Annotated in this window: 14 protein-coding genes, 9 tRNA genes and 3 rRNA genes; 19 read left to right on the forward strand and 7 right to left on the reverse strand. The window is 50.6% G+C overall.

Going from position 1 to position 25,830, the window contains the following annotated elements; translation table 11 throughout:
* The 7 genes from VFA_RS18320 to VFA_RS18350 form a co-directional block, all read left to right on the forward strand.
* Positions 1-273: ribosomal RNA gene (locus tag VFA_RS18320) — 16S ribosomal RNA — on the forward strand; the annotation flags it as partial.
* Positions 274-340: 67 nt separating this feature from the next.
* Positions 341-416 (forward strand) — tRNA-Glu (locus tag VFA_RS18325).
* A 1-nt stretch (position 417) separates the two neighbouring features.
* Positions 418-493, forward strand: a tRNA-Lys gene (locus tag VFA_RS18330).
* A gap of 28 nt (positions 494-521) precedes the next feature.
* A tRNA-Val gene (locus VFA_RS18335) sits at positions 522-597 on the forward strand.
* 350 nt (positions 598-947) lie between these two features.
* A 23S ribosomal RNA gene (locus VFA_RS18340) occupies positions 948-3,838 on the forward strand.
* Between the two features lie 93 nt (positions 3,839-3,931).
* Positions 3,932-4,047: ribosomal RNA gene (gene rrf / locus VFA_RS18345) — 5S ribosomal RNA — on the forward strand.
* Between the two features lie 101 nt (positions 4,048-4,148).
* Positions 4,149-4,239, forward strand: a tRNA-Ser gene (locus VFA_RS18350).
* Between the two features lie 97 nt (positions 4,240-4,336).
* On the opposite strand, the gene ilvY is transcribed toward VFA_RS18350, so the two are convergent.
* Positions 4,337-5,230 (reverse strand): HTH-type transcriptional activator IlvY, encoded by an 894-nt coding sequence (ilvY, locus tag VFA_RS18355; protein WP_004728351.1) that lies wholly within the window; start codon positions 5,228-5,230, stop codon positions 4,337-4,339.
* Between the two features lie 136 nt (positions 5,231-5,366).
* Between ilvY and ilvC the strand changes: the two genes are divergently transcribed.
* Entirely contained in the window at positions 5,367-6,851 is a 1,485-nt protein-coding gene (ilvC, locus tag VFA_RS18360; protein WP_004728352.1) for a ketol-acid reductoisomerase, read from the forward strand.
* Positions 6,852-6,978: 127 nt separating this feature from the next.
* On the opposite strand, the gene ubiK is transcribed toward ilvC, so the two are convergent.
* The 4 genes from ubiK to VFA_RS18380 all read right to left on the reverse strand — a co-directional run bounded on the left by ubiK (position 6,979) and on the right by VFA_RS18380 (position 12,220).
* Positions 6,979-7,230, reverse strand: coding sequence for a ubiquinone biosynthesis accessory factor UbiK (ubiK, locus tag VFA_RS18365; protein WP_004728353.1), 252 nt, complete (start codon positions 7,228-7,230; stop codon positions 6,979-6,981).
* Positions 7,231-7,352: 122 nt separating this feature from the next.
* Entirely contained in the window at positions 7,353-10,475 is a 3,123-nt protein-coding gene (locus tag VFA_RS18370) for a multidrug efflux RND transporter permease subunit (RefSeq protein ID WP_004728354.1), read from the reverse strand.
* Positions 10,476-10,486: 11 nt separating this feature from the next.
* Complete coding sequence (locus tag VFA_RS18375; RefSeq protein ID WP_038152543.1) at positions 10,487-11,593, reverse strand: efflux RND transporter periplasmic adaptor subunit; 1,107 nt, start codon at positions 11,591-11,593, stop codon at positions 10,487-10,489.
* A gap of 18 nt (positions 11,594-11,611) precedes the next feature.
* Positions 11,612-12,220 carry a TetR/AcrR family transcriptional regulator gene (locus VFA_RS18380; RefSeq protein ID WP_050780285.1) on the reverse strand — a complete coding sequence of 203 codons (609 nt, stop codon included), beginning with the start codon at positions 12,218-12,220 and terminating at the stop codon, positions 11,612-11,614.
* 138 nt (positions 12,221-12,358) lie between these two features.
* Here VFA_RS18380 and rep point away from each other — a divergent pair, with 138 nt between their 5' ends.
* Positions 12,359-14,374 carry a DNA helicase Rep gene (gene rep / locus VFA_RS18385; protein WP_004728357.1) on the forward strand — a complete coding sequence of 672 codons (2,016 nt, stop codon included), beginning with the start codon at positions 12,359-12,361 and terminating at the stop codon, positions 14,372-14,374.
* Positions 14,375-14,437: 63 nt separating this feature from the next.
* On the opposite strand, the gene VFA_RS18390 is transcribed toward rep, so the two are convergent.
* Positions 14,438-14,845 (reverse strand): c-type cytochrome, encoded by a 408-nt coding sequence (locus VFA_RS18390; protein WP_004728358.1) that lies wholly within the window; start codon positions 14,843-14,845, stop codon positions 14,438-14,440.
* A 292-nt stretch (positions 14,846-15,137) separates the two neighbouring features.
* Here VFA_RS18390 and VFA_RS18395 point away from each other — a divergent pair.
* The 10 genes from VFA_RS18395 to VFA_RS18440 all read left to right on the forward strand — a co-directional run bounded on the left by VFA_RS18395 (position 15,138) and on the right by VFA_RS18440 (position 23,371).
* Positions 15,138-15,214 (forward strand) — tRNA-Arg (locus tag VFA_RS18395).
* 34 nt (positions 15,215-15,248) lie between these two features.
* Positions 15,249-15,324 (forward strand) — tRNA-His (locus VFA_RS18400).
* Between the two features lie 5 nt (positions 15,325-15,329).
* Positions 15,330-15,406, forward strand: a tRNA-Pro gene (locus tag VFA_RS18405).
* Positions 15,407-15,472: 66 nt separating this feature from the next.
* Positions 15,473-15,548, forward strand: a tRNA-His gene (locus VFA_RS18410).
* Between the two features lie 21 nt (positions 15,549-15,569).
* Positions 15,570-15,646: transfer RNA gene (locus VFA_RS18415), tRNA-Pro, on the forward strand.
* A gap of 1,190 nt (positions 15,647-16,836) precedes the next feature.
* On the forward strand, positions 16,837-18,552 hold the full coding sequence (locus VFA_RS18420; RefSeq protein WP_004728360.1) for a dipeptide ABC transporter ATP-binding protein: 1,716 nt from the start codon (positions 16,837-16,839) through the stop codon (positions 18,550-18,552).
* 95 nt (positions 18,553-18,647) lie between these two features.
* Positions 18,648-20,204 carry an ABC transporter substrate-binding protein gene (locus tag VFA_RS18425; protein WP_004728361.1) on the forward strand — a complete coding sequence of 519 codons (1,557 nt, stop codon included), beginning with the start codon at positions 18,648-18,650 and terminating at the stop codon, positions 20,202-20,204.
* Positions 20,205-20,380: 176 nt separating this feature from the next.
* On the forward strand, positions 20,381-21,358 hold the full coding sequence (locus tag VFA_RS18430; protein WP_004728362.1) for an ABC transporter permease: 978 nt from the start codon (positions 20,381-20,383) through the stop codon (positions 21,356-21,358).
* A 2-nt stretch (positions 21,359-21,360) separates the two neighbouring features.
* Entirely contained in the window at positions 21,361-22,299 is a 939-nt protein-coding gene (locus VFA_RS18435) for an ABC transporter permease (protein WP_004728363.1), read from the forward strand.
* A 124-nt stretch (positions 22,300-22,423) separates the two neighbouring features.
* Positions 22,424-23,371 (forward strand): SPOR domain-containing protein, encoded by a 948-nt coding sequence (locus VFA_RS18440; RefSeq protein ID WP_004728364.1) that lies wholly within the window; start codon positions 22,424-22,426, stop codon positions 23,369-23,371.
* Positions 23,372-23,476: 105 nt separating this feature from the next.
* On the opposite strand, the gene VFA_RS18445 is transcribed toward VFA_RS18440, so the two are convergent.
* Complete coding sequence (locus VFA_RS18445; RefSeq protein ID WP_004728365.1) at positions 23,477-25,783, reverse strand: hypothetical protein; 2,307 nt, start codon at positions 25,781-25,783, stop codon at positions 23,477-23,479.
* Between the last annotated feature and the right edge of the window lie 47 nt (positions 25,784-25,830).

Below are 25,830 nucleotides of genomic sequence, written 5' to 3' on the forward strand. Positions count from 1 at the left end.
AAGTGAGCGAATCCCAAAAAGTGCGTCGTAGTCCGGATTGGAGTCTGCAACTCGACTCCATGAAGTCGGAATCGCTAGTAATCGTGGATCAGAATGCCACGGTGAATACGTTCCCGGGCCTTGTACACACCGCCCGTCACACCATGGGAGTGGGCTGCAAAAGAAGCAGGTAGTTTAACCTTCGGGAGGACGCTTGCCACTTTGTGGTTCATGACTGGGGTGAAGTCGTAACAAGGTAGCGCTAGGGGAACCTGGCGCTGGATCACCTCCTTATACGAATGATTATTGCGATGAGTGTTCACACAGATTGATACGGTTTAGATGTGAAGAGTATCTTAGTGTCCCGTTCGTCTAGAGGCCTAGGACACCGCCCTTTCACGGCGGTAACAGGGGTTCGACTCCCCTACGGGATACCACGGGTCGTTAGCTCAGTTGGTAGAGCAGTTGACTTTTAATCAATTGGTCGCAGGTTCGAATCCTGCACGACCCACCATTTCCTGCCACAGGAAATCAAATAATGTGGGCGATTAGCTCAGTTGGGAGAGCACCTGCCTTACAAGCAGGGGGTCACTGGTTCGAACCCGGTATCGCCCACCACTCTCTAAGTATTTTTGGATAGGATAGCCAAACCACTTCAGTAAAACGGGTGTGGTTCGGATTTCTGACGCTGAGAATCCTTAGAAAGTGTTATTTTCGATAGAAAGTGGCATTGCTCTTTAACAATTTGGAAAGCTGACAAAACAACAATTTATTGTTGTTTGTAAAGTTCTCAATGTATTCCTAACGGAATACACCAACAAACACATTCAAGTGTGCTTGGTATCGAAGCTTACTGTTTCAGTAAGTCTTCAAAATTGAGTCCGGCAAAATCAGTCACACACTCATGTAAATTAAATGTGTGACACCTAGGTTGTTTAACAACAACCCGAAACTCCTTCGGGTTGTATGGTTAAGTGACTAAGCGTACACGGTGGATGCCTTGGCAGTCAGAGGCGATGAAGGACGTAGTAACTTGCGATAAGCTCAGATTAGGCAGTAACAGCCACTTGAGTCTGAGATTTCCGAATGGGGAAACCCAACTGCATAAGCAGTTACTGTTAACTGAATACATAGGTTAACAGGGCGAACCGGGGGAACTGAAACATCTAAGTACCCCGAGGAGAAGAAATCAACCGAGATTCCGATAGTAGCGGCGAGCGAAATTGGATTAGCCCTTAAGCTTTACATGCGTCAGGTGAAGGTTCTGGAAAGGACCGCGAAACAGGGTGATAGCCCCGTAGCCGACAGCGCATGTTCAGTGAAATCGAGTAGGGCGGGACACGTGTTATCCTGTCTGAATATGGGGGGACCATCCTCCAAGGCTAAATACTCCTGACTGACCGATAGTGAACCAGTACCGTGAGGGAAAGGCGAAAAGAACCCCTGTGAGGGGAGTGAAATAGAACCTGAAACCGTGTACGTACAAGCAGTAGGAGCCTCCTTTGTGGGGTGACTGCGTACCTTTTGTATAATGGGTCAGCGACTTATATTCAGTGGCAAGGTTAACCATATAGGGGAGCCGTAGGGAAACCGAGTCTTAACTGGGCGTTCAGTCTCTGGATATAGACCCGAAACCGGGTGATCTAGCCATGGGCAGGTTGAAGGTTGAGTAACATCAACTGGAGGACCGAACCGACTAATGTTGAAAAATTAGCGGATGACTTGTGGCTAGGGGTGAAAGGCCAATCAAACTCGGAGATAGCTGGTTCTCCCCGAAAGCTATTTAGGTAGCGCCTCGGACGAATACTACTGGGGGTAGAGCACTGTTAAGGCTAGGGGGTCATCCCGACTTACCAACCCTTTGCAAACTCCGAATACCAGTAAGTAATATCCGGGAGACACACGGCGGGTGCTAACGTCCGTCGTGGAGAGGGAAACAACCCAGACCGCCAGCTAAGGTCCCAAATTACAGCTAAGTGGGAAACGATGTGGGAAGGCTCAGACAGCTAGGATGTTGGCTTAGAAGCAGCCATCATTTAAAGAAAGCGTAATAGCTCACTAGTCGAGTCGGCCTGCGCGGAAGATGTAACGGGGCTAAGCTGTAAACCGAAGCTGCGGCAATGCGATTTATCGTATTGGGTAGGGGAGCGTTCTGTAAGCCGTTGAAGGTGTGTTGTAAAGCATGCTGGAGGTATCAGAAGTGCGAATGCTGACATGAGTAACGACAAGGGGGGTGAAAAACCTCCCCGCCGGAAGACCAAGGGTTCCTGTCCAACGTTAATCGGGGCAGGGTAAGTCGACCCCTAAGGCGAGGCTGAAAAGCGTAGTCGATGGGAAACGGGTTAATATTCCCGTACTTCTTACAATTGCGATGGGGGGACGGAGAAGGCTAGGTGGGCCTGGCGACGGTTGTCCAGGTTCAAGTGCGTAGGCTTGAGAGTTAGGTAAATCCGGCTCTCTTTAAGGCTGAGACACGACGTCGAGCACCTACGGGTGTGAAGTCATTGATGCCATGCTTCCAGGAAAAGCCTCTAAGCTTCAGATTGTAAGGAATCGTACCCCAAACCGACACAGGTGGTCGGGTAGAGAATACCAAGGCGCTTGAGAGAACTCGGGTGAAGGAACTAGGCAAAATGGTACCGTAACTTCGGGAGAAGGTACGCTCTTGATGGTGAAGTCCCTCGCGGATGGAGCTGATGAGAGTCGCAGATACCAGGTGGCTGCAACTGTTTATTAAAAACACAGCACTGTGCAAAATCGTAAGATGACGTATACGGTGTGACGCCTGCCCGGTGCCGGAAGGTTAATTGATGGGGTTAGACTTCGGTCGAAGCTCTTGATCGAAGCCCCGGTAAACGGCGGCCGTAACTATAACGGTCCTAAGGTAGCGAAATTCCTTGTCGGGTAAGTTCCGACCTGCACGAATGGCGTAATGATGGCCACGCTGTCTCCACCCGAGACTCAGTGAAATTGAAATCGCTGTGAAGATGCAGTGTACCCGCGGCTAGACGGAAAGACCCCGTGAACCTTTACTACAGCTTGGCACTGAACATTGAACCTACATGTGTAGGATAGGTGGGAGGCTTTGAAGACGTGACGCCAGTTGCGTTGGAGCCGACCTTGAAATACCACCCTTGTATGTTTGATGTTCTAACTTAGACCCGTTATCCGGGTTGAGGACAGTGCCTGGTGGGTAGTTTGACTGGGGCGGTCTCCTCCCAAAGAGTAACGGAGGAGCACGAAGGTGGGCTAATCACGGTTGGACATCGTGAGGTTAGTGCAATGGCATAAGCCCGCTTAACTGCGAGAATGACGGTTCGAGCAGGTGCGAAAGCAGGTCATAGTGATCCGGTGGTTCTGAATGGAAGGGCCATCGCTCAACGGATAAAAGGTACTCCGGGGATAACAGGCTGATACCGCCCAAGAGTTCATATCGACGGCGGTGTTTGGCACCTCGATGTCGGCTCATCACATCCTGGGGCTGAAGTCGGTCCCAAGGGTATGGCTGTTCGCCATTTAAAGTGGTACGCGAGCTGGGTTTAGAACGTCGTGAGACAGTTCGGTCCCTATCTGCCGTGGGCGTTGGAAGATTGAAGGGGGCTGCTCCTAGTACGAGAGGACCGGAGTGGACGAACCTCTGGTGTTCGGGTTGTGTCGCCAGACGCATTGCCCGGTAGCTAAGTTCGGAATCGATAACCGCTGAAAGCATCTAAGCGGGAAGCGAGCCCTGAGATGAGTCTTCCCTGATACTTTAAGTATCCTAAAGGGTTGTTCGAGACTAGAACGTTGATAGGCAGGGTGTGTAAGCGTTGTGAGGCGTTGAGCTAACCTGTACTAATTGCCCGTGAGGCTTAACCATACAACACCCAAGGGGTTTTGTAGTGGACTCAAAGCTAAGTGCATAAGAATGTGTTGAGAGAACGAAAACAGCTTTCCGAATTTTAAGAATTTGCTTGGCGACCATAGCGTTTTGGACCCACCTGATTCCATTCCGAACTCAGAAGTGAAACGAAACAGCGTCGATGGTAGTGTGGGGCCTCCCCATGTGAGAGTAGAACATCGCCAGGCTTTAATATCGTTTTCAGATATTCATTTTAAGGAATAATTTGAAAACACAGCTAAAAATCCAGCATCATCTGTATAAGACTCGATTTTTAGTGACAATTTGTGGAGAGATGGCTGAGTGGTTGAAAGCACCGGTCTTGAAAACCGGCGATGGTTAATAGCTATCCTAGGGTTCAAATCCCTATCTCTCCGCCACTATTCAAAAAGCCCGCTGAGCAATCAGCGGGCTTTTTGTCATTTGTCATGGTGAAAATGAATCGTAAAAAAGCCGCAGTGATTGCGGCTAGCATATTTAGTCAACAATACTGCGTTTGGATGACACCACTCGCCATAACGCTCGCACTAACGGATCATCGAGCTGTGAGCGCTTACAGCACACCCCAAGCTTGAATGGTTTGATTGGTGAGAAGGCGAGTCGCTGTACTTTCTCTCGCACAGGGCTGTTGTTGATCACCACATCCGGCGCAATTCCGACACCACACCCCAAAGCCACCATGCTCACGATCGCCTCATGTCCGGCAATCTGTGCGTAAATGTTGGGCTTAATCTTCATCTTCTTAAACCAAGCATTCGCACGATCCCGTGCGGTTCCGACTTCTGGCACAATGAAGGGAACTTGTGTCCAGTCAGGGTGCTCTTTCTGTACTTCTTCGACAAAGCTGCTGATGCCAATCGGCGCGATCACCGACAGTGGGATTTCGCTGATGGTTTCAAACTCAACCCGGGATGGCAGACTTTCTGGCATGGCGGAGATGGCGATGTCTGCTTCATCATTGAGGATTTTATCGATCGCTTGTGCAGGATCGCCTGTCAGCAGTTTGAATTCGATGTAGGGATGCTTTAAGCGAAAAGCATTCAGTAGTTCAGGCAGATGGCTATAGCTGGCGGTCACGGAGCAAAAAAGGCGAATCTCACCTTTTAATTTGGCTTCCTGATCATTGAGTTCGAATTGAAACTGACGCCATTCATTGATCATCCGCATCGCGACAGGCAGCAGTTTACTCCCCGCTGGCGTGAGCTCGACGCTTCGATTGTCGCGAACAAACAGGGCATGACCAATCTCTTCCTCCAGTTTCTGGACCTGACGGCTGAGCGCTGATGGACTGACGTGCATCGCGGTCGCGGTTTTACTGAAATTCATGCTGTCACACAGATGCAGAAACAGCTGTAAGGTTTTAATGTTCATGGGAACTCGCACGTTGCATTAATTGCAATAACTAATTGTGAATATATCACTTTGAGCAACTGAATGTCTGTTTTAGTATGAATTCATTCGGTGCAGAGCCACCGGCCTAATGGAATAACGATAAAGGAGCACCCTCATGGCTAACTATTTCAATACGCTAAACCTACGTGAACAACTTGATCAACTTGGCCGCTGCCGCTTTATGGCGCGTGAAGAATTTGCAACTGAAGCAGATTACCTGAAAGGCAAGAAAGTCGTCATCGTGGGGTGTGGTGCTCAAGGCCTGAACCAAGGTCTGAACATGCGTGATTCGGGGCTGGACGTTGCTTATGCTTTGCGCCAAGCGGCAATCGATGAAAAGCGTCAATCGTACAAAAACGCCAAAGACAACGGCTTTGTGGTTGGTAGCTATGAAGATCTGATTCCACAAGCTGACCTCGTAGTTAACCTCACGCCAGATAAACAACACTCTAATGTGGTTGAAACGGTGATGCCATTGATGAAACAAGGTGCAGCACTGGGTTACTCACACGGCTTTAACATCGTGGAAGAAGGCATGCAAATTCGTCCAGACCTGACGGTTGTGATGGTGGCGCCAAAATGTCCAGGTACGGAAGTGCGTGAAGAGTACAAACGTGGCTTTGGTGTGCCAACACTGATTGCGGTTCACCCAGAAAACGATCCAAAAGGTGAAGGTTGGGATATCGCGAAAGCATGGGCTGCTGCAACTGGCGGTCACCGTGCGGGTTGTCTGGAATCCTCGTTCGTTGCGGAAGTAAAATCGGACTTGATGGGTGAGCAAACCATCCTGTGTGGCATGCTGCAAGCCGGTTCTATCGTGTGTTACGAGAAAATGATTGCTGATGGTATCGAACCAGGTTACGCCGGTAAACTACTGCAATTTGGTTGGGAAACCGTGACTGAAGCGCTGAAGTTTGGTGGCATCACGCACATGATGGATCGTCTGTCGAATCCGGCGAAAATCAAAGCATTTGAACTGTCTGAAGAGCTGAAAGATCTGTTGCGTCCACTATACAACAAACACATGGATGACATCATCTCGGGTCACTTCTCAAGCACCATGATGGCCGACTGGGCGAACGATGACGTGAACCTACTGGGCTGGCGTGCAGAAACGGCGGAAACAGCGTTTGAAAACTACCCAGCAACGGACGTGAAGATCGCAGAACAAGAGTACTTCGACAATGGCATTCTGATGATTGCGATGGTTCGCGCTGGGGTTGAACTGGCCTTTGAAGCGATGACGGCATCTGGCATCATTGATGAGTCGGCGTACTATGAATCACTGCACGAATTGCCACTGATTGCGAACACCATCGCACGTAAGCGTCTGTACGAAATGAACGTGGTGATCTCGGATACGGCGGAGTACGGGAACTACCTGTTCGCTAACGTTGCGACGCCGCTGCTGCGTGAGAAGTTCATGCCAAACGTTGGTACGGACGTGATTGGTAAAGGCTTGGGTGAGACATCAAATCAAGTGGATAACGCGACGCTGATCGAAGTGAACAGCATCATCCGCAACCACCCTGTGGAATATATCGGTGAAGAACTGCGTGGCTACATGAAAGACATGAAGCGCATCGCAGTGGGTGATTAATCACTCGGCTTAAAAGAATTACAAAAGCAAACACAACAACATAAAAAAGAAAAAGGGCTTAGTCGCAAGACTAAGCCCTTTATATATTCAGCGTATTAGCTGCCAATGACATTCTGGCCGAATGGCCTTATTTATCCGCCAGTTTAGCTTCCAGCTCGGCGAGCTTGGCTTCCATCTCGGTCAGTTTTTGACGTGTGCGCAGCAGGACTTGAGTTTGAACGTCGAACTCTTCGCGGCTAACAACATCCAGTTTATTCAACTGTCCTTGAATCACTTGGCGCACTTTTTGTTCCACGTCCGCACCCAGCTCTTTCACTGGCTGAGGCATGGATTCGTGAATCTGCTTGGCAATTTGCTCAAGTTTTTTTGGATCAAACATGCGGTTTTCACTCCTATATTTATTCCGCCCATTCTATGCAATTCGTCTTGGAATGTCGTTAATTGCAGCCATAAAAAAGGCCACCGAAGTGGCCTTTTGTGAGTCAGAAACTCTTTAGTGATTTACTTGTTCTCTGCCAGTTGGCGTTGTGCGGCTTTCGCTTCATCAACTCGGGCCAGTTTCTCCAAGTCTTTGTCTTCGACAAACACCGGCAGTGGCTTGTGCTTTTCTGCCAGATAGCTGTAAATCACTGGTAGGACGAACAGGGTAAAGATGGTCCCGATCGCCAGACCAGCGACGATCACAATCCCGATACTGAAGCGCTGAGCAGCACCGGCACCGGTGGCGTACATCAACGGGATCAGACCAGCAATCATCGCTGCGGTGGTCATCAGAATCGGACGCAGACGCACTTTAGCAGCCGCCATGACGGCATCAATACGATTGAGTTTGTTGTGCAACTGCTCTTCTTTGGCCACTTCACAAATCAAAATACCGTGCTTGGTGATCAGACCCACGAGGGTAATCAAGCCGACCTGCGAGTAAATGTTCATGGTTGCCATCCCCCACGCCAGCGCAATCAATGCACCACAAATGGCAAGTGGCACCGACACCATGATCACGATCGGGTCTTTGAGTGATTCAAACTGAATCGCCAGCACCAAGAAGATGATCGCCAGGGCCAGACCAAACGTGGCATACAACGCGCTGCCTTCGGTCACGTACTGACGGGCTTCACCCATGTAATCGTGATTGTACCCTTTCGGCAGTTTGGTATCAGCGATGTTCTCGAACCACGCGATGGCATCCCCCATGGCAGTGCCGGGCGATGGAACCGCACCGACGGTTGCTGAGTTCAACTGGTTGAAGTGTGGCAGCGCACGCGGCTCAGCCACGACATCAATGTTGATCAAGCTACCCAGTGGTACTGCTTGCCCATCTGCGCCGCGAACGTAGTAATTATTCATCGACTCTGGGTTCAAGCGCCATTTACGCTCAACCTGTGGAATCACTTCGTACGAACGGCCGTTCAGGTCGATACGGTTGACGTAACCGTCCGCCATCATGGTGCCAAGCGTGACACCGATGTCTTGCATGGTGACACCATACGCGCCGGCTTTGTCCTTATCGATGTTGATTTTCATCGTGGCCGAGTCGTAGTTCAAATCCAAGTTGGAGTACACAAACAGCGGACTATTTTGAACTTCGGTCAGCACGTCGGTTGCAATGGTAAACAAGCTCTCAAATGCGTTGGGCGTCGTGATGACAAACTGAATCGGCAGGCCTGAACCCGCACCCGGCAATTCCGGCATCTGGAAGGCGGTGACAGCCATCCCCGGAATGTCTTTCACCAAGTTACCCACGCGTGTGGTCACTTCAGCTTGGCTCGCTTCACGCTGGCTCCAAGGGACCATTGATGCGATACCAAACGCTTGGTTGGAATCTGGCACCCCGGTGAAAACTTGCGCAAATTGCACTTCTGGCTGATCGGAGAGAATCTTGTTCACATCCGCCATGGTGTTGGACAGGTAATCCAAGTTCGCATTGGATGGACCGGTACCCAGCAGCATGACCACGCCTTTATCTTCCGATGGTGCCAGTTCACTTGGAATGAACTTGAACAGCACCGGCAAGCTACCAAACACGATGATCGCAAACGCAATGACCACCGGACGGTGTTGCATGACCGCACGCAGCATTTTTTCGTAGCGGTTGGTCATTTTGTCCAGCACGTGGTGCACTTTCTGTTCAAAGCGATTCGGTTTTTCATTCGCTTTGAGCATTTTTGAACACATCATCGGCGACAGCGTCAGTGCGATGATACCGGACACAAACACGGAACCGGCCAGCGTGAGGGCAAACTCTTTAAACAGCGACCCGGTGATCCCGCCCATCAGCGCGATAGGCGCGTATACCGCACCCAGCGTCAGCGTCATGGCAATCACGGGCACGGCGATTTCACGCGTCCCGATAATCGCGGCGCGGAATGGGGATTCGCCTGCCTTGATATGACGGTCGACGTTTTCTAGCACCACGATCGCATCATCCACCACCAAGCCGATGGCGAGTACCATCGCCAGCAGGGTCATCAAGTTCCAGGAGAAGCCCATCGCCTGCATCACCATCGCCACACCAATCAACGACAGCGGAATGGTGACGATAGGAATGATCACGGCGCGGAACGAACCCAGGAACAAAGTGATCACCACCAGAACGATCACTGCCGCTTCGATGATGGTTTTAATCACTTCATGAATCGATTCGTTGATCGCAACGGTGGAGTCATACAACACGTTCATCTTGATGTTGCTTGGCATGTTGCGTTGCAGCTCTGGCAAGATCTCCAACACATCTTTGGCGATGTTGATTGGGTTTGCACTGGGGGCAGCGTTGATTGCGGCAACCACCGCTTCTTGGCCGTTGGCACTCGCGCGGTATGTGTCGTGGCTTTTCGCCAATGTCACGTTGGCAATGTCGCCCAGACGGGTCACGTTCCCGTCTTCGGTTTTCACCACCAGACTTTTCAGCTCGTCGACGTTCGAGACTTGCGTATCGGCGCTACCGTTAAACAGCACGAATTCGCCTATCGCTTGACCGGTAGCCGATTGGTAGTTGTTGGCACTCAGAACGCTCATCACGTCGGTGGCGGTCAGGTTAAACGCAGCCATTTTGGCTGGGTCGAGCCACACGCGCAGGGCGTATTTAAGACCACCGTACAGATCGATACTGGAAATCCCGTTGATCGAGTACAGCTGAGGGTTGGTCACACGTTGCAGGTAATCGGTGATCTGACTCGAATCCAGTTCATTACTGGTAAAGCCGATGTAGAGAACCGCGGTGGTGGAACCGGTCGACATGGTAACCGTTGGGTCTTCCGCTTCTTTAGGAAGCTGAGAGCGCACCGAGTTGGTCTTGGCCAGCACGTCAGACAACGCCGCATTCGGATCGGTGTTGAGCTTCATGTTGACTGTGATTTTCGAAGTCCCCAAGACGGATTGCGACGTCATGTAGTCGATGTTATCGGCCTGAGCAACCGCCTGTTCCAAAGGCTGGGTAATAAAGCCTTGAATCAGATCGGCACTCGCACCGTAATAACTGGTACTGACGGTAATCACCGTATTGGTCATTTCCGGATATTCACTGACCTGCATTTTGAACACAGCTTGCAAACCAAGCAGCGCAATCAAAAAGCTGATCGAAATCGCGAGTACCGGACGTTTAATAAAAACATCAGTAAAGCGCATACATCCTCCGCTTACAGCATTGGGGTTTCAGCAGGAGGCGTTGTTGCATTGCTTTCGACAATGCGAACTTTGGCGCCATTACTTAAACGAACCTGACCTGAAGTCACCACCACATCGCCGGCTTTCACGCCATCAAGAATGTGGGCAATGTCTTTGGTTCGCTCACCCACTTTCACCACATGCTGTTGCACGCGTTTCACGCCATCTTCTTCGGTCACAACAAACACGTTGTTGCCGTACAGTGTAAAGGTGATTGCGGTTTGTGGCAGCGTGACCTGATTTTCCAGTTTCGGCAGAATGATGCTGGCGCGCGCAAACATACCGCTGCGCAGCTTCCCGTCGCTGTTTGGAATATCGGCTTGCACTTGAATCAGACCACTTTGCACGCTCACTGCCGGTTCAATGGCAGTGATTGAGCCATGGAACGAAGTGGCTGGGTACGCATCGACAAAAATGTTCACGTCCTGACCCATCGAAATGCGCGAAATGTCTGTTTGTGGCACGGTAAAACGTAAACGCATCACGCTGGTGTCTTCCAGACGCACGATGTCGGTGCCCGGTTGCAAGTACTGACCCAGGTAGACGTTACGAATACCGACCACGCCAGCAAATGGCGCTTTGATTTCGCGACGGGCAATCGAGGCTTTCAGGCTCTCGATGTCGGCAGACAAGGAGTAGTAATTCGCTTCGGCATCATCAAACGATTCTTTAGAAATGGAGCCTTTTGCGTACAGACCTTTGTAGCGTTCGTATTTGGCTTTCGCTGCCGGTAAGCGGGCCTGAGAACTTTTCAGGTTCGCTTTCTCGACGTCGGAATCCAGCATGACCAGTGGTTGGCCTTGAGTCACTTGTGTGCCTGACTCAAAGGTGATTTGGTCGATGACACCGCTGGTTTCTGTCGTCAGCGTGACGCCCTGATTGGGTTCAATAAAGCCGATGGCATCAATGACCGGAATCCAGTCCACAGGTTTCACTTCGGTCACTGTGATTGGAAATTCTGCTTCAGGGCGATTGGCCATGTATTCAGCAATTTTCTTTTGCTTAAACAAATTGAAACCTATCACGCTGCCAAACAGCAGAATCACGATAAGTATCATGAAGAATGTCCACTTTTTCATTCTAGTGAGAACCCCAGTTTAGTGTTGAATGATTGTGTCCCAACAGGCTTCAATTACTGCCTGAAGGTCGTCGTTGCTTAGTTGGTACAAGCCGGACGCATGTTTTTGCGCCAAGGCGACAGTCGTTTCAAAACTTAGCGCCGCGAGGATTTGATTATCCAGCGGTTTGAATAAGCCTTGTGCTTTACCTTGATCGAACAGCAAATCGACTTTGGTAAACATTTTCCTCTCAAGTTCCTTAATGTTGCAACCAGTTGTTGTGGGTAATGATTCATATTGAACATAGTTGCAAATCAGATCACTGTCCGAGTTCGCCAAACTCCAGATGTTCAGCCACATGGTACGAAAACGCTGTTTCAGCGGCATGTCATCGCTGACATTGTCCTGCACAGCATCCGCAATTCGGCGGCTGACATGTAATCGCACTTCACGTAGCAGATGTTCCTTATCGTCGAAGTAGCGATACAACGTTCCTGCGGCTACATCGGCTTTTCTCGCTAATTTGTGCATCGACAAACCACGAAACCCCAATTCTGCAATCAGGGTTTCCGCCGATTCAAGAATCGCCAGTCGCTTGTCAGTTAGTTGATCAGGCACAGAAAAATTCCGTAGTGAATGAACGTTCATCCATTATAGCTTATATTCTGCTCCTTTTTGCAACACAAATGTGCAGCAAAAATAAAGCCACGGTTTTTTCTTTGTGTGGAAAGCAGCGCCGACGGGCATTATCATTAGCAGCTCGAATAAGCAGACCCAGAGAGCAACATGAAGCTGAATCCAAGACAAGATGAAGCCGTGAAATACGTATCCGGTCCGTGCCTGGTTTTGGCGGGGGCTGGCTCGGGCAAGACTCGAGTAATCACCAATAAAATTGCCTATTTGGTTCAGCAGTGTGACTACAAGGCGCGCCATATCGCAGCCGTGACGTTTACCAATAAAGCCGCGCGAGAAATGAAAGAGCGCGTGGGTCAAACCTTGGGGAAAGCCGAATCCCGTGGTTTGATGGTTTCGACTTTCCATACTCTGGGGCTCAACATCATTCGTCGCGAATACAAACAGCTGGGCTTAAAAGCGGGTTTCTCGCTGTTTGATGATCAGGACCAGTTGGCCCTGCTCAAAGAGCTGACCGAAAAACAGCTCGATGGCGACAAGGATTTGCTGCGCCAATTGACGAGCACCATCTCCAATTGGAAGAACGACATGCTGTCGCCGGAGCAGGCCAAAGCGCAGGCGCAGGGTGAGCAGCAGCAACTGTTTGCGTTTTGCTACGAGATGTATCAAAAGCAGATGCAGGCGTACAACGCACTCGATTTTGACGACTTGATTTTGATGCCAGTGCTGCTGTTGCGTCATCATGATGAGGTGCGTCAGCGTTGGCGCAACCGCATTCGTTACCTGCTGGTCGACGAATACCAAGATACCAACTCCAGTCAATATGAGCTGGTGAAATTGTTGGTTGGGGAGCGTGGCCGCTTAACCGTGGTGGGGGATGATGACCAGTCGATTTACTCATGGCGCGGCGCAAAGCCCCAAAACCTGGTGTTGCTTGGCCAAGATTTTCCGAATCTGCGTTTGATTAAACTGGAACAGAACTACCGCTCCACCAGTCGGATTTTGCGCGCGGCGAACATTTTGATCGCCAACAACCCGCACGTGTATGAGAAGTCACTGTTTTCCGAGATTCCCGACGGAGAAAAACTCAAAGTCGTGCTGGCGAATAATGAGGATCACGAAGCGGAAAAAGTGACGGCGGAGATCATCGCGCACAAATTCCTCAACCGAACCGAATATCGTGATTATGCGATTTTGTATCGCGGGAACCATCAGTCACGCTTGATTGAAAAATCCTTGATGCAGAACCGCGTTCCGTACAAGCTCTCCGGCGGCACCTCGTTCTTTTCGCGCGCTGAAATTAAAGACATCATGGCTTATCTGCGCGTGCTGGTGAATCCAGACGATGACAACGCGTTCTTGCGTATTGTGAACACGCCGCGGCGTGAGATTGGCCCGGCGACCCTAGAAAAACTGGGTAGTTACGCCAACATGCGTGGCAAAAGCTTGTTTGAGTGCAGTTTTGAGTTGGGGTTGGAGCAGCACCTGTCCGGTCGTGGTTTGGAGAATTTGCGCCGTTTTACCCAATGGTTGGTGGCGATCGCCGACAATGCCGAACGGGGTAATACCGTCGATGCGGTGCGTTCGTTGGTGCGTGACATTCATTACGAAGACTGGTTGTACGAAACCTCCTCCAGCGCTAAAGCGGCGGAGATGCGGATGAAAAACGTCTCGGATCTCTACTCGTGGATTGTGGCGGATTTGGAAGGGGACAATTACGATCAGGAAGAGAAAACCCTCAAAGAGGTGGTGCAACGTCTCACCCTGCGCGACATGATGGAGCGCGGTGAAGAAGATGACGACAGCGACGCGGTGCAACTGATGACGCTGCATGCTTCCAAAGGGTTGGAGTTTCCGTATGTGTATTTGATTGGTGCGGAAGAGGGCATTTTGCCCCATCAAACCAGCATTGATGAAGATAACGTCGAAGAAGAGCGCCGTTTGATGTACGTGGGTATTACTCGGGCGCAGCGGGAACTGACATTTGTGATGTGCAAAGAGCGGCGTCAGTTTGGTGAATTGCTCAAGCCGACGCAGAGCCGCTTTTTGGATGAGCTGCCGTTTGACGATGTCGAATGGGAAGTGAAGAAAAAACCGCTGTCGCAAGAAGAGCGAATGGCCAAAGGTCAGGCACACATTGCCAACATTCGCGCTATGTTTAAGAAGTGATTGGCGACCGCACGTGAATAAAAAAGGCTTGGAATCTCCAAGCCTTTTGTGTGTCTAGTCTACTTACAAACCTTCAATCATGTGTTCGATGGCAGCCATGATTTCATCATCGCTACAATCCATACATGTGCCTCTTGGCGGCATCAGGTTCAGACCGTTAATCGCGTGTTGTTGCAAGACGTCTTTCCCTTGTGCAATACGCGGAGCCCAATCACCGGCGTTACCTTTGATGGGCGCGCCACTGACGCCAGATGCGTGACAGGCAATACAAAATGTGCCATAAACTTTAGCGCCATCACGAGGTCCGGTCGGTTCAGCGACAACCGGTTCACTGCCCGCCAAGTACACATCCCCAACGGGTTTGATGCGTTCGGCAATGGCGTCGTAATCGGCTTGGCTGGTGGCAAATGCTGCAGTAGAAAAGGTTAGTGCAGCGAACAATACGCTTAAGACTGATCGAGACATATCCATTAAACTCACTTTACATTCCAAAGGTAAGTGCTGCTTACCCAATTATTATTTAGCGTAGGGCGATTTAAAAAGCGATCAAAGCTGTTAAATCAATGTAAATATTGGGTGATTATATCCCGATAAGTTGTTGCAATAAACAACAAGTTGCGATCTTCAGGGGCTTAGTCACATCCTTTGTGTGGGGTTATTGGCAACTAACTGACGAAAAAGACGCCAAACGATAAAAAAAGTTGAAAAAGTACTAGACGGCCTTGGGGGATATCCGTATTATTCCACTCCGCCGATAGGGCATGCGCCCGTAGCTCAGCTGGATAGAGCGTTGGCCTCCGGAGCCAAAGGTCGAAGGTTCGAATCCTTTCGGGCGCGCCATTTCCCGGAGGAAGATCGGTAACAATTGATAGTGGTGGCTATAGCTCAGTTGGTAGAGTCCCGGATTGTGATTCCGGTTGTCGCGGGTTCGAATCCCGTTAGCCACCCCATTTGTCGGTGAATAGCGCAGTTTGGTAGCGCATCTGGTTTGGGACCAGAGGGTCGGGGGTTCGAATCCCTCTTCACCGACCACTCTTTATCTAGTTAGGCTTTAATCGCGTGACTAGTTCGGCAAGCAGCCGGTTACACAAATTGATGGTGGCTATAGCTCAGTTGGTAGAGTCCCGGATTGTGATTCCGGTTGTCGCGGGTTCGAATCCCGTTAGCCACCCCATTCTTTTAAAGAATAAAAGCTCGGTGAATAGCGCAGTTTGGTAGCGCATCTGGTTTGGGACCAGAGGGTCGGGGGTTCGAATCCCTCTTCACCGACCATCATTCAAAGCCTCGTCAGAAATGACGGGGCTTTTTTGCATTTGCACGTATGGTTTGGAAATGTGGACGCTGGAAGCTGAGTTCGCTTCATCACGCTCGAGTCGTGGGCTGGAGCGCCAGTCCGATCGAATCCTCATTCACCGGCCACGATCCAAAGCCTTGTCAGATATGATGGGGCTTTTTTGCATCTGCATGTGTGGTTTGGAAATGTGGACGCTGGAAGCTGAGTTCGCTTTCATCACGCTCGGGTCGTGGGCTGGAGCGCCAGTCCGATCGAATCCTCGTTCACCGACCACCATTCAAAGCCTCGTCAGACTGATGGGGCTTTTTTGCATTAGCATGTGGTTTAGATACTTGGCAGCGCATCGGTGCACTCACTGGTGAGCTCGGCTGGCAACGAGCGCGATGGTAGTGAAAAGGTTTTCCTAGGCGCGAGCGTGCACCGTTTGCGGGGCGATGAGGTGGGGACATCCGTCACGAAGATGCCGGCATGGCATGCGATTGGCGGTGATTAATTTTATCGATATCAGGGAATGGTGCTGTTTCTGTGGTTCATTTGGCATTTTCTGGTTTTATGCGTTTGCGACGCCTGAAAGCCATCTAAGCTCTATGAGTCGAGTGAACCGCGCATGGCGAGTGTTGGGTCGTGATGACGGTGAAATCCCTGCTTTTTTGTTTTAGATAGTTCTCGATAATCATGCTAATTAGTTTTGAAAGTTTGGTTTTATACACTGGTTTTTGATTTTAATTCCAAGATCTAACGCTTAGGTAATGGATTTCACTTGGCGGTTGTTTCTTTATTGTTAAAAGTCATTGTTTGCATAATTGTGAACAAATATGCGTACAGTCCTATTTACAATATTTTTATATTTACTCGGAATATAGAGTTTAAAACTATATGAATCGGTATGAATTGGCGTGCTAGAAACGGCTTTGATTATTTATATATGTAATTTAAATGCATAACAATTCGACAAAGCTGCTTTATTTTTGGTCGTTATCGATTTTTTATCCTCTCAATGTTGCTTTTCTGTGAAATATTTGCCAAATTGATGACCTTGTAAATTGCCAGAATAATGTACTGGTAAGAATGGATTCACTTGTACTCGTGGTGAGACGACCAATTCAGGTCGTGCGCCGTGAGTCTCAGACAGGGCAGAAAACTGCCGAAGCAGTAGAGGTCTGGTTAGATGTCACTTTTAGAAGTTAAAAACCTTCGTATTGAATATCCGTCACGTCACGGCGTCCATGCCGCGGTGAAATCGCTGTCATTCAACATTGAACGCGGTGAAATCGTGGGTGTGGTTGGCGAATCTGGCGCGGGTAAATCGACGGTGGGCAATGCCATCATCGACTTGCTCAGCCCACCGGGAACCATCGCCGGAGGCGAGGTGTTCCTTGATGGCCAAAAAATCTCCGGTTTGTCCGCAGACAAGATGCGCGCCGTTCGTGGATCTAAAATTGGCTTCATCTTCCAAGACCCAATGACGTCTTTAAACCCACTGTTTACCGTCGAGCAGCAGCTCAAAGAGACCATTCACGCCAACATGAAGGTGAGTGATGATGAAGCGTACCAACGGGCGCTGTCTCTGATGCAACAGGTGGGGATTCCTCAACCGGAAAACCGTCTGAAACAGTACCCACACCAATTTTCAGGCGGTATGCGTCAGCGGGTGGTGATTGCCATTGCACTGGCGGGCGAGCCGGATCTGATCATCGCCGATGAACCCACCACCGCGCTGGATGTGTCCATTCAGGACCAAATCCTGAGCCTGATTCGCGAGCTGTGCATTCAAAACAATGTGGGCTGTATGCTGGTGACGCATGACATGGGCGTGGTGTCGAACGTTACGGACCGCGTGGCGGTGATGTATCGCGGGGAGCTGGTGGAATTTGGCCCAACCGCCAAAGTGCTGGGCGACCCCGATCACCCCTACACGCGCAGCCTGATTTCGGCTGTGCCACGTTCAGACATGAAACTGGATCGCTTCCCGCTGGTGACCTACATCGAAGATGTGGGCGATCATCAATCACTGGATATCAAAAATCACTGGTTGGGTCAGAGTCAGGATCAGCGCCAATACACCGGCCCGCTACTGAACGTTGAACATGTGAAGCTGCGTTTTGTGACCAAAGATTCGCTGTTTGAGAGCCGCCGGGAGTACGTGCAGGCGTCAAACGACGTGAGTTTTGAAGTGTTTGAAGGCGAAACCTTTGGTTTGGTGGGAGAATCGGGTTCGGGTAAATCGACCATTGCGCGTGTAATCGCGGGGTTGTATGAACCGAATGATGGTCGCGTGACCTTTGAAGGCATCGACCTCACGGCGATGAAATCCGAGAAAGAGCGCCGTCCGATGCGTCGTCAGATGCAGATGGTGTTCCAGAACCCATACACGTCCATGAATCCGCGCATGAAGATTTTCGACATCATTGCCGAGCCGATTCGTTTCCACAAATTGACACGTAACGAAGCGGAAACTCGCCAGATCGTGAACGATCTGTTGGATCATGTGGGTTTGGGGCGTCAATCGGGCGTGAAGTATCCTCATGAATTTTCGGGCGGTCAGCGTCAACGTATTTCGATTGCACGTGCGCTGGCGACGCGTCCGCGTCTGCTGATTTGTGATGAACCGACGTCAGCGCTGGACGTGTCCGTTCAGGCGCAAATTCTTAACCTGCTGAAAGACCTTCAGGATGAGCTGAATTTGACCATGCTGTTTATCAGTCACGATTTACCCGTGATTCGCCAGATGTGTGATCGCGTGGGTGTGATGAAGATGGGCACGTTGCTGGAAGTGGCACCGACCGAACAGCTCTTTAATTCACCGTCGCATGAATACAGCAAACAACTGATTTCCTTGATGCCTGAATTTACAGGCTTGAGAGAAGATGTAAAAACGGCATAAGCCGTATCGGATTACCCATTCATTGGAATGGGGATTGATAAACAGAAGCAAATACAACAACTAGGGATTCGGATTCCCGCATAAGGAGTTATGCAATGAAAACCATGAAAAGCAAACTAGCAGTGGCTTTAATGGCAGCTGGCTTGAGCTTTGCGGCAAGTGCTGCAGACATCACAGTGGCTTACGACGCAGACCCAGTGTCTCTTGACCCACATGAACAGCTGTCTGGCGGTACGCTGCAACTGTCTCACATGGTGTTTGATCCACTTGTTCGTTACACGCAAGATCTGGATTTTGAACCTCGCCTAGCGACCAGCTGGGAACGTTTGGATGACAAAACCGTCCGTTTCCACCTGCGTGAAGGTGTGAAATTCCATTCAGGCAACACCATGACTGCAGATGATGTGGTGTGGACGTTTGACCGCCTGCAGAACTCTCCTGATTTTAAAGCGATTTTTGAACCGTACGAGAAAATGGTGAAAGTGGATGCTAACACCGTTGATTTGGTGTCAAAAGGCGCGTATCCGCTGGTGCTGCAAACGGCCACTTACATCTTCCCAATGGACAGCAAGTTCTACACGGGCAAGACTGAAGACGGCAAAGACAAGAGCGAAATCGTGAAACACGGTAACTCGTTCGCTTCTACGCACATTTCGGGTACCGGTCCGTTCATCGTGACGCAACGTGAACAGGGCGTCAAAGTGGACTTTGAACGCTTCAAAGATTACTGGGATAAAGATTCCAAAGGCAACGTGGATCACCTGAAACTGGTACCAATCAAAGAAGACGCGACTCGCGTGGCAGCGCTGCTGTCTGGCGACGTGGACATGATTGCTCCGGTTGCGCCAAACGACCACAAACGTGTGGAATCGGCGAAAGGCGTTGATTTGGTGACATTGCCGGGCACGCGTTTGATCTCGTTCCAAATGAACCAATCCAATAACGAAGCGCTGAAAGATGTGCGCGTTCGTCAGGCGATTGTCTACGCGATCAACAACGAAGGTATCGTGGACAAGATCATGAAAGGCTTTGCGACAGCAGCCGGTCAACAGAGCCCGAAAGGCTACGCGGGTTACAACCCTGAGCTGGTGCCGCGTTACGACCTGAAGAAAGCCAAAGCGCTGATGAAGGAAGCGGGTTACGAGAAAGGCTTCACGTTGACCATGATCGCACCGAACAACCGTTACGTGAACGATGCGAAAGTGGCACAAGCGGCGTCTGCAATGCTGTCTAAGATCGGCATCAAAGTTGACCTGAAAACCATGCCAAAAGCGCAATACTGGCCTGAGTTCGACAAATGTGCGGCAGACATGCTGATGATCGGCTGGCACTCAGACACCGAGGATTCAGCGAACTTCTCTGAATTCCTGACCATGACGCGTAACGAAGAGACTGGTAAAGGTCAGTACAACTGTGGTCATTACTCGAACCCAGAAGTCGACAAATTGGTGGAAGCGTCTAACGTAGAAACTGATCCGGCGAAACGTGCGCAAATGCTGCAAAACGTGGAAAGCATTCTGTACAAAGATGCGGCATTCGTGCCACTTCACTGGCAGAACCTCGCATGGGGTGCGAAATCAACACTGGACATCAAACCAATCGTCAACCCGATGGAATTCCCATACTTCGGTGACTTGGTCGTGAAAGAGTAATTTCGCACACACTGCGTGAATGAGGCCTTTCGAGCTTCGGCTTGAAAGGCCCGTTGACGGCTTTGGTACTTAACTTTGTTTCAGTCGGGTTAGGTGCCATTTTTGAGACTGAATTTAATTCATGAGCGGTGCGTTGACCCGCGGTGAATTTTTCATGGAAAGTTAAGGGGCAAGGAATGTTTTCGTTTCTGGTCAAGCGCCTGTTTCAGGCACTGATAGTGATGTTTGTGATCAGTTTGGTGGCGTTTGCCATTCAGGATAACCTGGGCGATCCGCTGCGTGAGCTTGTCGGTCAATCGGTTTCGGAAGCAGAGCGTCAAGCGCTGCGTGATGAGCTGGGCCTCAACGATCCTTTCGTGACTAAATACGCTCGTTTTGTGACCGCTGCAGTGCACGGTGACTTGGGCACATCTTACTTCTTCAAGCGTCCTGCGGTAGAAGTGATTCTCGATAAATTGGTGGCGACGCTGGAACTGGTGTTCGGGGCTTCGTTAATCATTGTTATCTGTTCGATTCCGCTTGGGGTGTATTCGGCAATACATCCGAAAAGCTTCTTTACCAAACTCATCATGGCGGGCAGTAGTATCGGTATCTCGATTCCGGTGTTCCTGACGGCTATTATGCTGATGTATGTGTTCTCGATTGAGCTTAACTGGCTACCGTCCTATGGCCGGGGTGAAACCGCCAACTGGCTGGGCTGGGATTCAGGCTACTTTACACTCGATGGCTTGGCGCACCTCATTTTACCGTGTGTATCACTGGCTTCCATCATGCTGCCACTGTTCATTCGCTTGGTGCGTGCGGAAATGCTTGAGGTGCTGAGCTCGGAATACATCAAGTTCGCGACCGCCAAAGGCTTGCCGATGAACAAGATTTACTATCAGCACGCGTTGAAAAACACCATGCTGCCTGTATTGACGGTCGGCGGGGTGCAAATCGGCACCATGGTGGCCTACACCATTTTGACCGAGACTGTCTTCCAGTGGCCGGGCACCGGCTTTTTGTTCCTTGAAGCGATTAACCGAGTGGATACGCCGCTGATCACCGCTTACGTCATTTTTGTCGGTCTGATTTTTGTGGTGACCAACACCATCGTCGACCTGTTGTATGGTCTCATCAACCCAACCGTTAACCTGACTGGCAAAGGAGCATAATCATGAGTCAAGTAGCTGCTGCTCCTTCACGTTGGGAGCGTTTTAAACAATCGGATTTTCTGTACTACTTCCTGCGCGACAAAGTGGCGATGTTCAGCTTCGCTGTCTTTATGGTGGTGCTGGTGGTCTCTTTGGTGTCGCCGCTGGTGGCGCCGACTAACCCGTATGATTTGTCGTCGATCGACATCATGGACTCCGAGCTGCCGCCATCGTGGATGGAAGATGGCGACGCGCGTTTCCTGTTGGGGACGGATAACCAAGGGCGCGATATTTTATCCACCATTTTGTACGGCTCACGTTTGTCGCTGACCATCGGCTTTTTGGCGGTGGGGCTGCAACTGTTCCTCGGCATTGTGATTGGTTTGTCTGCGGGTTACTTCGGTGGCCGTATCGACAGCTTCCTGATGCGTTTTGCGGACGTGCAGTTGTCGTTCTCGACCATGATGGTGGCAATCATTGTTTCGGCCATTTTCAAGGCCAGTTTTGGCAGTGAGTTCTTCAGCGAATACGCGGTGATCATGCTAGTGGTGATCATCGGGGTGGCGGAATGGCCGCAGTATGCGCGGACCATTCGTGCGTCGGTATTGGCCGAGAAGAAGAAAGAGTATGTCGAAGCGGCACGCGTGATGGGCTTTAAATCGCCACGCATCATGTTCCGCCATATTCTGCCCAACTGCCTGTCTCCGATTCTGGTGATCTCGACTGTGCAGGTGGCAAACGCCATCATGTCGGAAGCGGCACTTTCTTTCCTCGGATTGGGGTTGCCGGTTGACCAACCATCGCTTGGCTCGCTGATCAGTATCGGTTTTAACTACATCTTCTCGGGGTCTTGGTGGATCACCATCTTCCCGGGGATCGTGCTGGTGACACTGGTGTTGGTGATCAACCTACTCGGCGACTGGTTGCGCGATGTATTTAACCCAAAAATCTACAAAGGTTGATCAGAGTCGATTGATTTTGTTCATATAATCTACCTAAACTAAGAGTCGTAAGTGATTACGGCTCTTTTTTTGCATCTGTCACTGAACATTGAGCCATAACCATTGTCACTAGAATAGGATAACCATGGATATGAGAGTGGTCGTGATGCCTAAAGTCACCCATCGAGTTCTATTAAGCCTGTCTTGTTGTGCCGTGCCTTTCGTTACTTTACCGGCGCACGCCAAGGATTTTCTGTGCGATGCGACACAAGCATCAAGTCAGCAGTTGCCCGTACTGGATAAAGCCTGTCCGATCGGTCAAGGCTTATGGGGGAACTCGGCCCCGAAAGGCAAGGAATCAAATTTCTGGATTCAGTGTGGTTTGCTGGCGGAACCGCTGTCAGTCGACAAAGCCAAAGTGCTGTATCAAAACATGTCGACCGATGTATGGATGAAGCCGGAAGCCAAAGGCCAACGGTGTTTAATTGGTCCGTACACCGATTATGCCAAAGCGAAACGCGATCTCGCTGGTGTGCGCAGTGTGCCGGGTTACAAAGAAGCCTTTATCCGTGAAGTGCGAAAATCGGGTTCGGTGACGGCGCCCGTTGCGAAAAAACCGGCGACGTCAGCCCCCCGAACGCCCGCCGCAGCGCCGAAAAAAGTGACCCAACCAGCGCCCGTTCAAGCCGCGCCAGCGCCAGTCAAGGCCACCACAACGGTACCGAGTCAAACACGCCCCACGCCTCCTAAAGCGGCCAGTGGCGATGTACTGCTGCGCCATCAAACTACGTTGAATGGCCTCATGTACGCGGTGCCATACACCATGGCGGACAACGTGCAGTTCTACATGGAACACAATTTGGCGTGGAACCGTTTGAGCTACGATGGGGCAGAAAAGCTGTGCCGGAGCCAAGGTATGCGTTTGTCGACCGAAGAGGAGTGGAAGCAACTGCTCAACTCGAAAGTGATGGAAAACGAACAGTGGCCGGTCTATTTGCCCTATTGGGGATTCAACAAGAAAGGTTTGTTTACCAACGGCAAGATCACCAACCTCAAAGGCACGTCGCTGCTGAATGTATTGTGTGTTCAGTAACGGAACGCCACATTGGCTGAGCCATATCAGCCCGATGACATAGAAAAAGGCCGAATCTGAGATTCGGCCTTTTGGTGATCACTTGCGGTGACTCGCGTCGCGTGATTAATCTTTAGAGATTGGCAAGGATTCCACGACCGCATTCATCAACGCTTTGTCTTCGCTAAAGAGGCGGAAGAACGGTGCCGATTGGTATAGATACTGCGCTTCTTCATCCCAACCCATGGAAATGTAGAAGTCACCAAAATCGCGGTACACATAGCGAATGCGTGTTTTTTGGTCTTCTTCTGTTTCGATAAACTCAGCGTAGCTGTAGCCTTGCTCATCGGTTGAAATCGACCAAGTACCTGGCGTATAGAATCCTGTTGGCAGAACCGAGTTGGTTTCAAACTCACCTTCGGTCAGTTGGTTCTCTGCGTATGAGTAGCTCAGCTCTGGGCCATCCAACGCTTCAATGAATTCTTTACCCGCTTCGACGAACATCTGGTATTCCGTCACACCCGCGTAAACTTTGGTCTCTGCCGCAATCTGGTTGGCGAACTTGGTCGACGTTCCGTCCAACCAGAACAGTTCTTGGCTGCCCACTTGAATCAGGAATTGGTCGCCATCGGTGTTTTGGTACAACACTTTGGCCTCAAAACCACCGAAGTTGCTCAAAGAGCCATCGCTTTGCAGCTCGACGCTCCAACAATCTTTATCCGCCGCTTGCACGTAGGTGCCGCTCACTTCGTCCAGTTGGGCTAGGCGATCAAACGCGGTTTCGTTGTTCCACGTGTTGGTGTCACTGATGTTGGTTTTGTAGGGGTCACTTTGTGCGTCCGTTCCCCAACACATTTGCAGTTGACCATCATTGTTGAGCAGCGCCGCGTAACCCACTTCGCCATCGATGTCAGCAAAGCTGCCCATTTTCCACTCTTGGTTATTGAACTGCTTGAGGGTAAAACCAAGCTCTGGTGTTTCTGGCTCTGGTTCCACGCCGTCCACAATTTCAGGCAAAGTGAAGCTGGCGCTCACTTTGGCGGCTTCGTTATCTAGGCCGTAAACCACAAACGTTTGTCCGGCTGGGTAGGCCTTGTTGGGTGTCCCAGCAATCGTGACCACGGCTTGGCTGGCATTCACGTTGATGCTGAGGCCGTCTGCGCTGATGGTGCCGACTTGGTAGTCGCTGATAGTGCCATCGCTGTCGCTAAATAGGCCCGCTAGGCTTAATGTCTGTTCGAACGCGACCCCTTGTTGAAGTTGCCATCCATCGACGATCGCTTGCAATTGCTCTTGTGTGTCTTCTTCCACAACAGGCAGTTGGTTGGTCGAGGTAATGGTGAGCGTCAAAACCACCTGGAGGGGAGAGGTTAGCGTCTCACCTTGTGAATCCACATCGTTGGCTTGCAAGGTGATGGTGAATGAACCGCTTTCCGCGACTGGGTTGACCGCGCCCAGTTGGAGTGTGTTGTTCGAGACACTGACAGAAATACCGGTGTCCCCCAGTTGCGTGGTGCTTGTGCTGACGGTTGGGGTGGTATTGTCTTTATCATTGAACAGGCCGTCGAGCGCCAGCGAAAGGCCCGCAAAGCTCTCGTTTTTCGCAAGGGTGGCTGCACTGAGCTGCAATTGCAGTGATTCTGCGACGGTTTTATCCACCGTCAATTTGTAGTTCAACTGCGTGCTGGCGTTGTTGCTGTCATCGACGGTGATCACCGGTTTGTAGGTGTTGGACGTCAACTGCTCGTCATCCATGCTTTCCACTTGCGTTTGCGCTGCCGCCACGATGGTGGCCGCTTGAGCATGGTAGTTGTCACCCGCCACGGCTTTCGATTCTGTCAGGATCTGCGCGGTTTTGTGCAGTTTGCTGTTGGCCTTATCGCCAGACACAAAGTCACTGTAGACGTCGTCGACTTGATCGGAAATCCCAAGGCTCACGGCGACACTGGTTTTCGCGGCTTCTTCATCTCCGCCGTTGCTGCTCATTTCAATCGCCACCAAATCGGTGATCGGCGAAATCACGGTAGATGAGCTAGGGGCACGGAAGACGACTTCATGGGTCATCACCTGATCAGCATTATCCGAATCGTAGGTGTAGATGCCCACGTATTTTGAGTTGTAGTTTGCCAATGCAGTTTGCGCAGTCCCGCCCGGGATCAGGGTTTGCAGGGCAAGTGAGCCGCTGATTTCGGTGTCGGCCGGTAACGTGTATTGACCGTTCTCATCGGTTAAATCGAAAATCGTATCGGTGCCGATGGTGAGCACGCCATCGTTGTTGGTGTCATCGAACACAACCGCCTGATAGAAGTAACCATCGAATGCGGTGATGGTGGTGCCTTGCGCCGCGGTCTCGCCGCTGCTGCCATCAGAACCACCGCCACAGCCACTCAATGCCATCGCCACTGACACTGCCAGTAAAGTCATTTGTTTCATTATTATATCCCTGTCGATTTCAAATCAGATCGCTGACACATTGTTAT

The sequence above is a fragment of the Vibrio furnissii CIP 102972 genome (assembly GCF_000176175.1).
GTDB lineage: Bacteria > Pseudomonadota > Gammaproteobacteria > Enterobacterales > Vibrionaceae > Vibrio > Vibrio furnissii.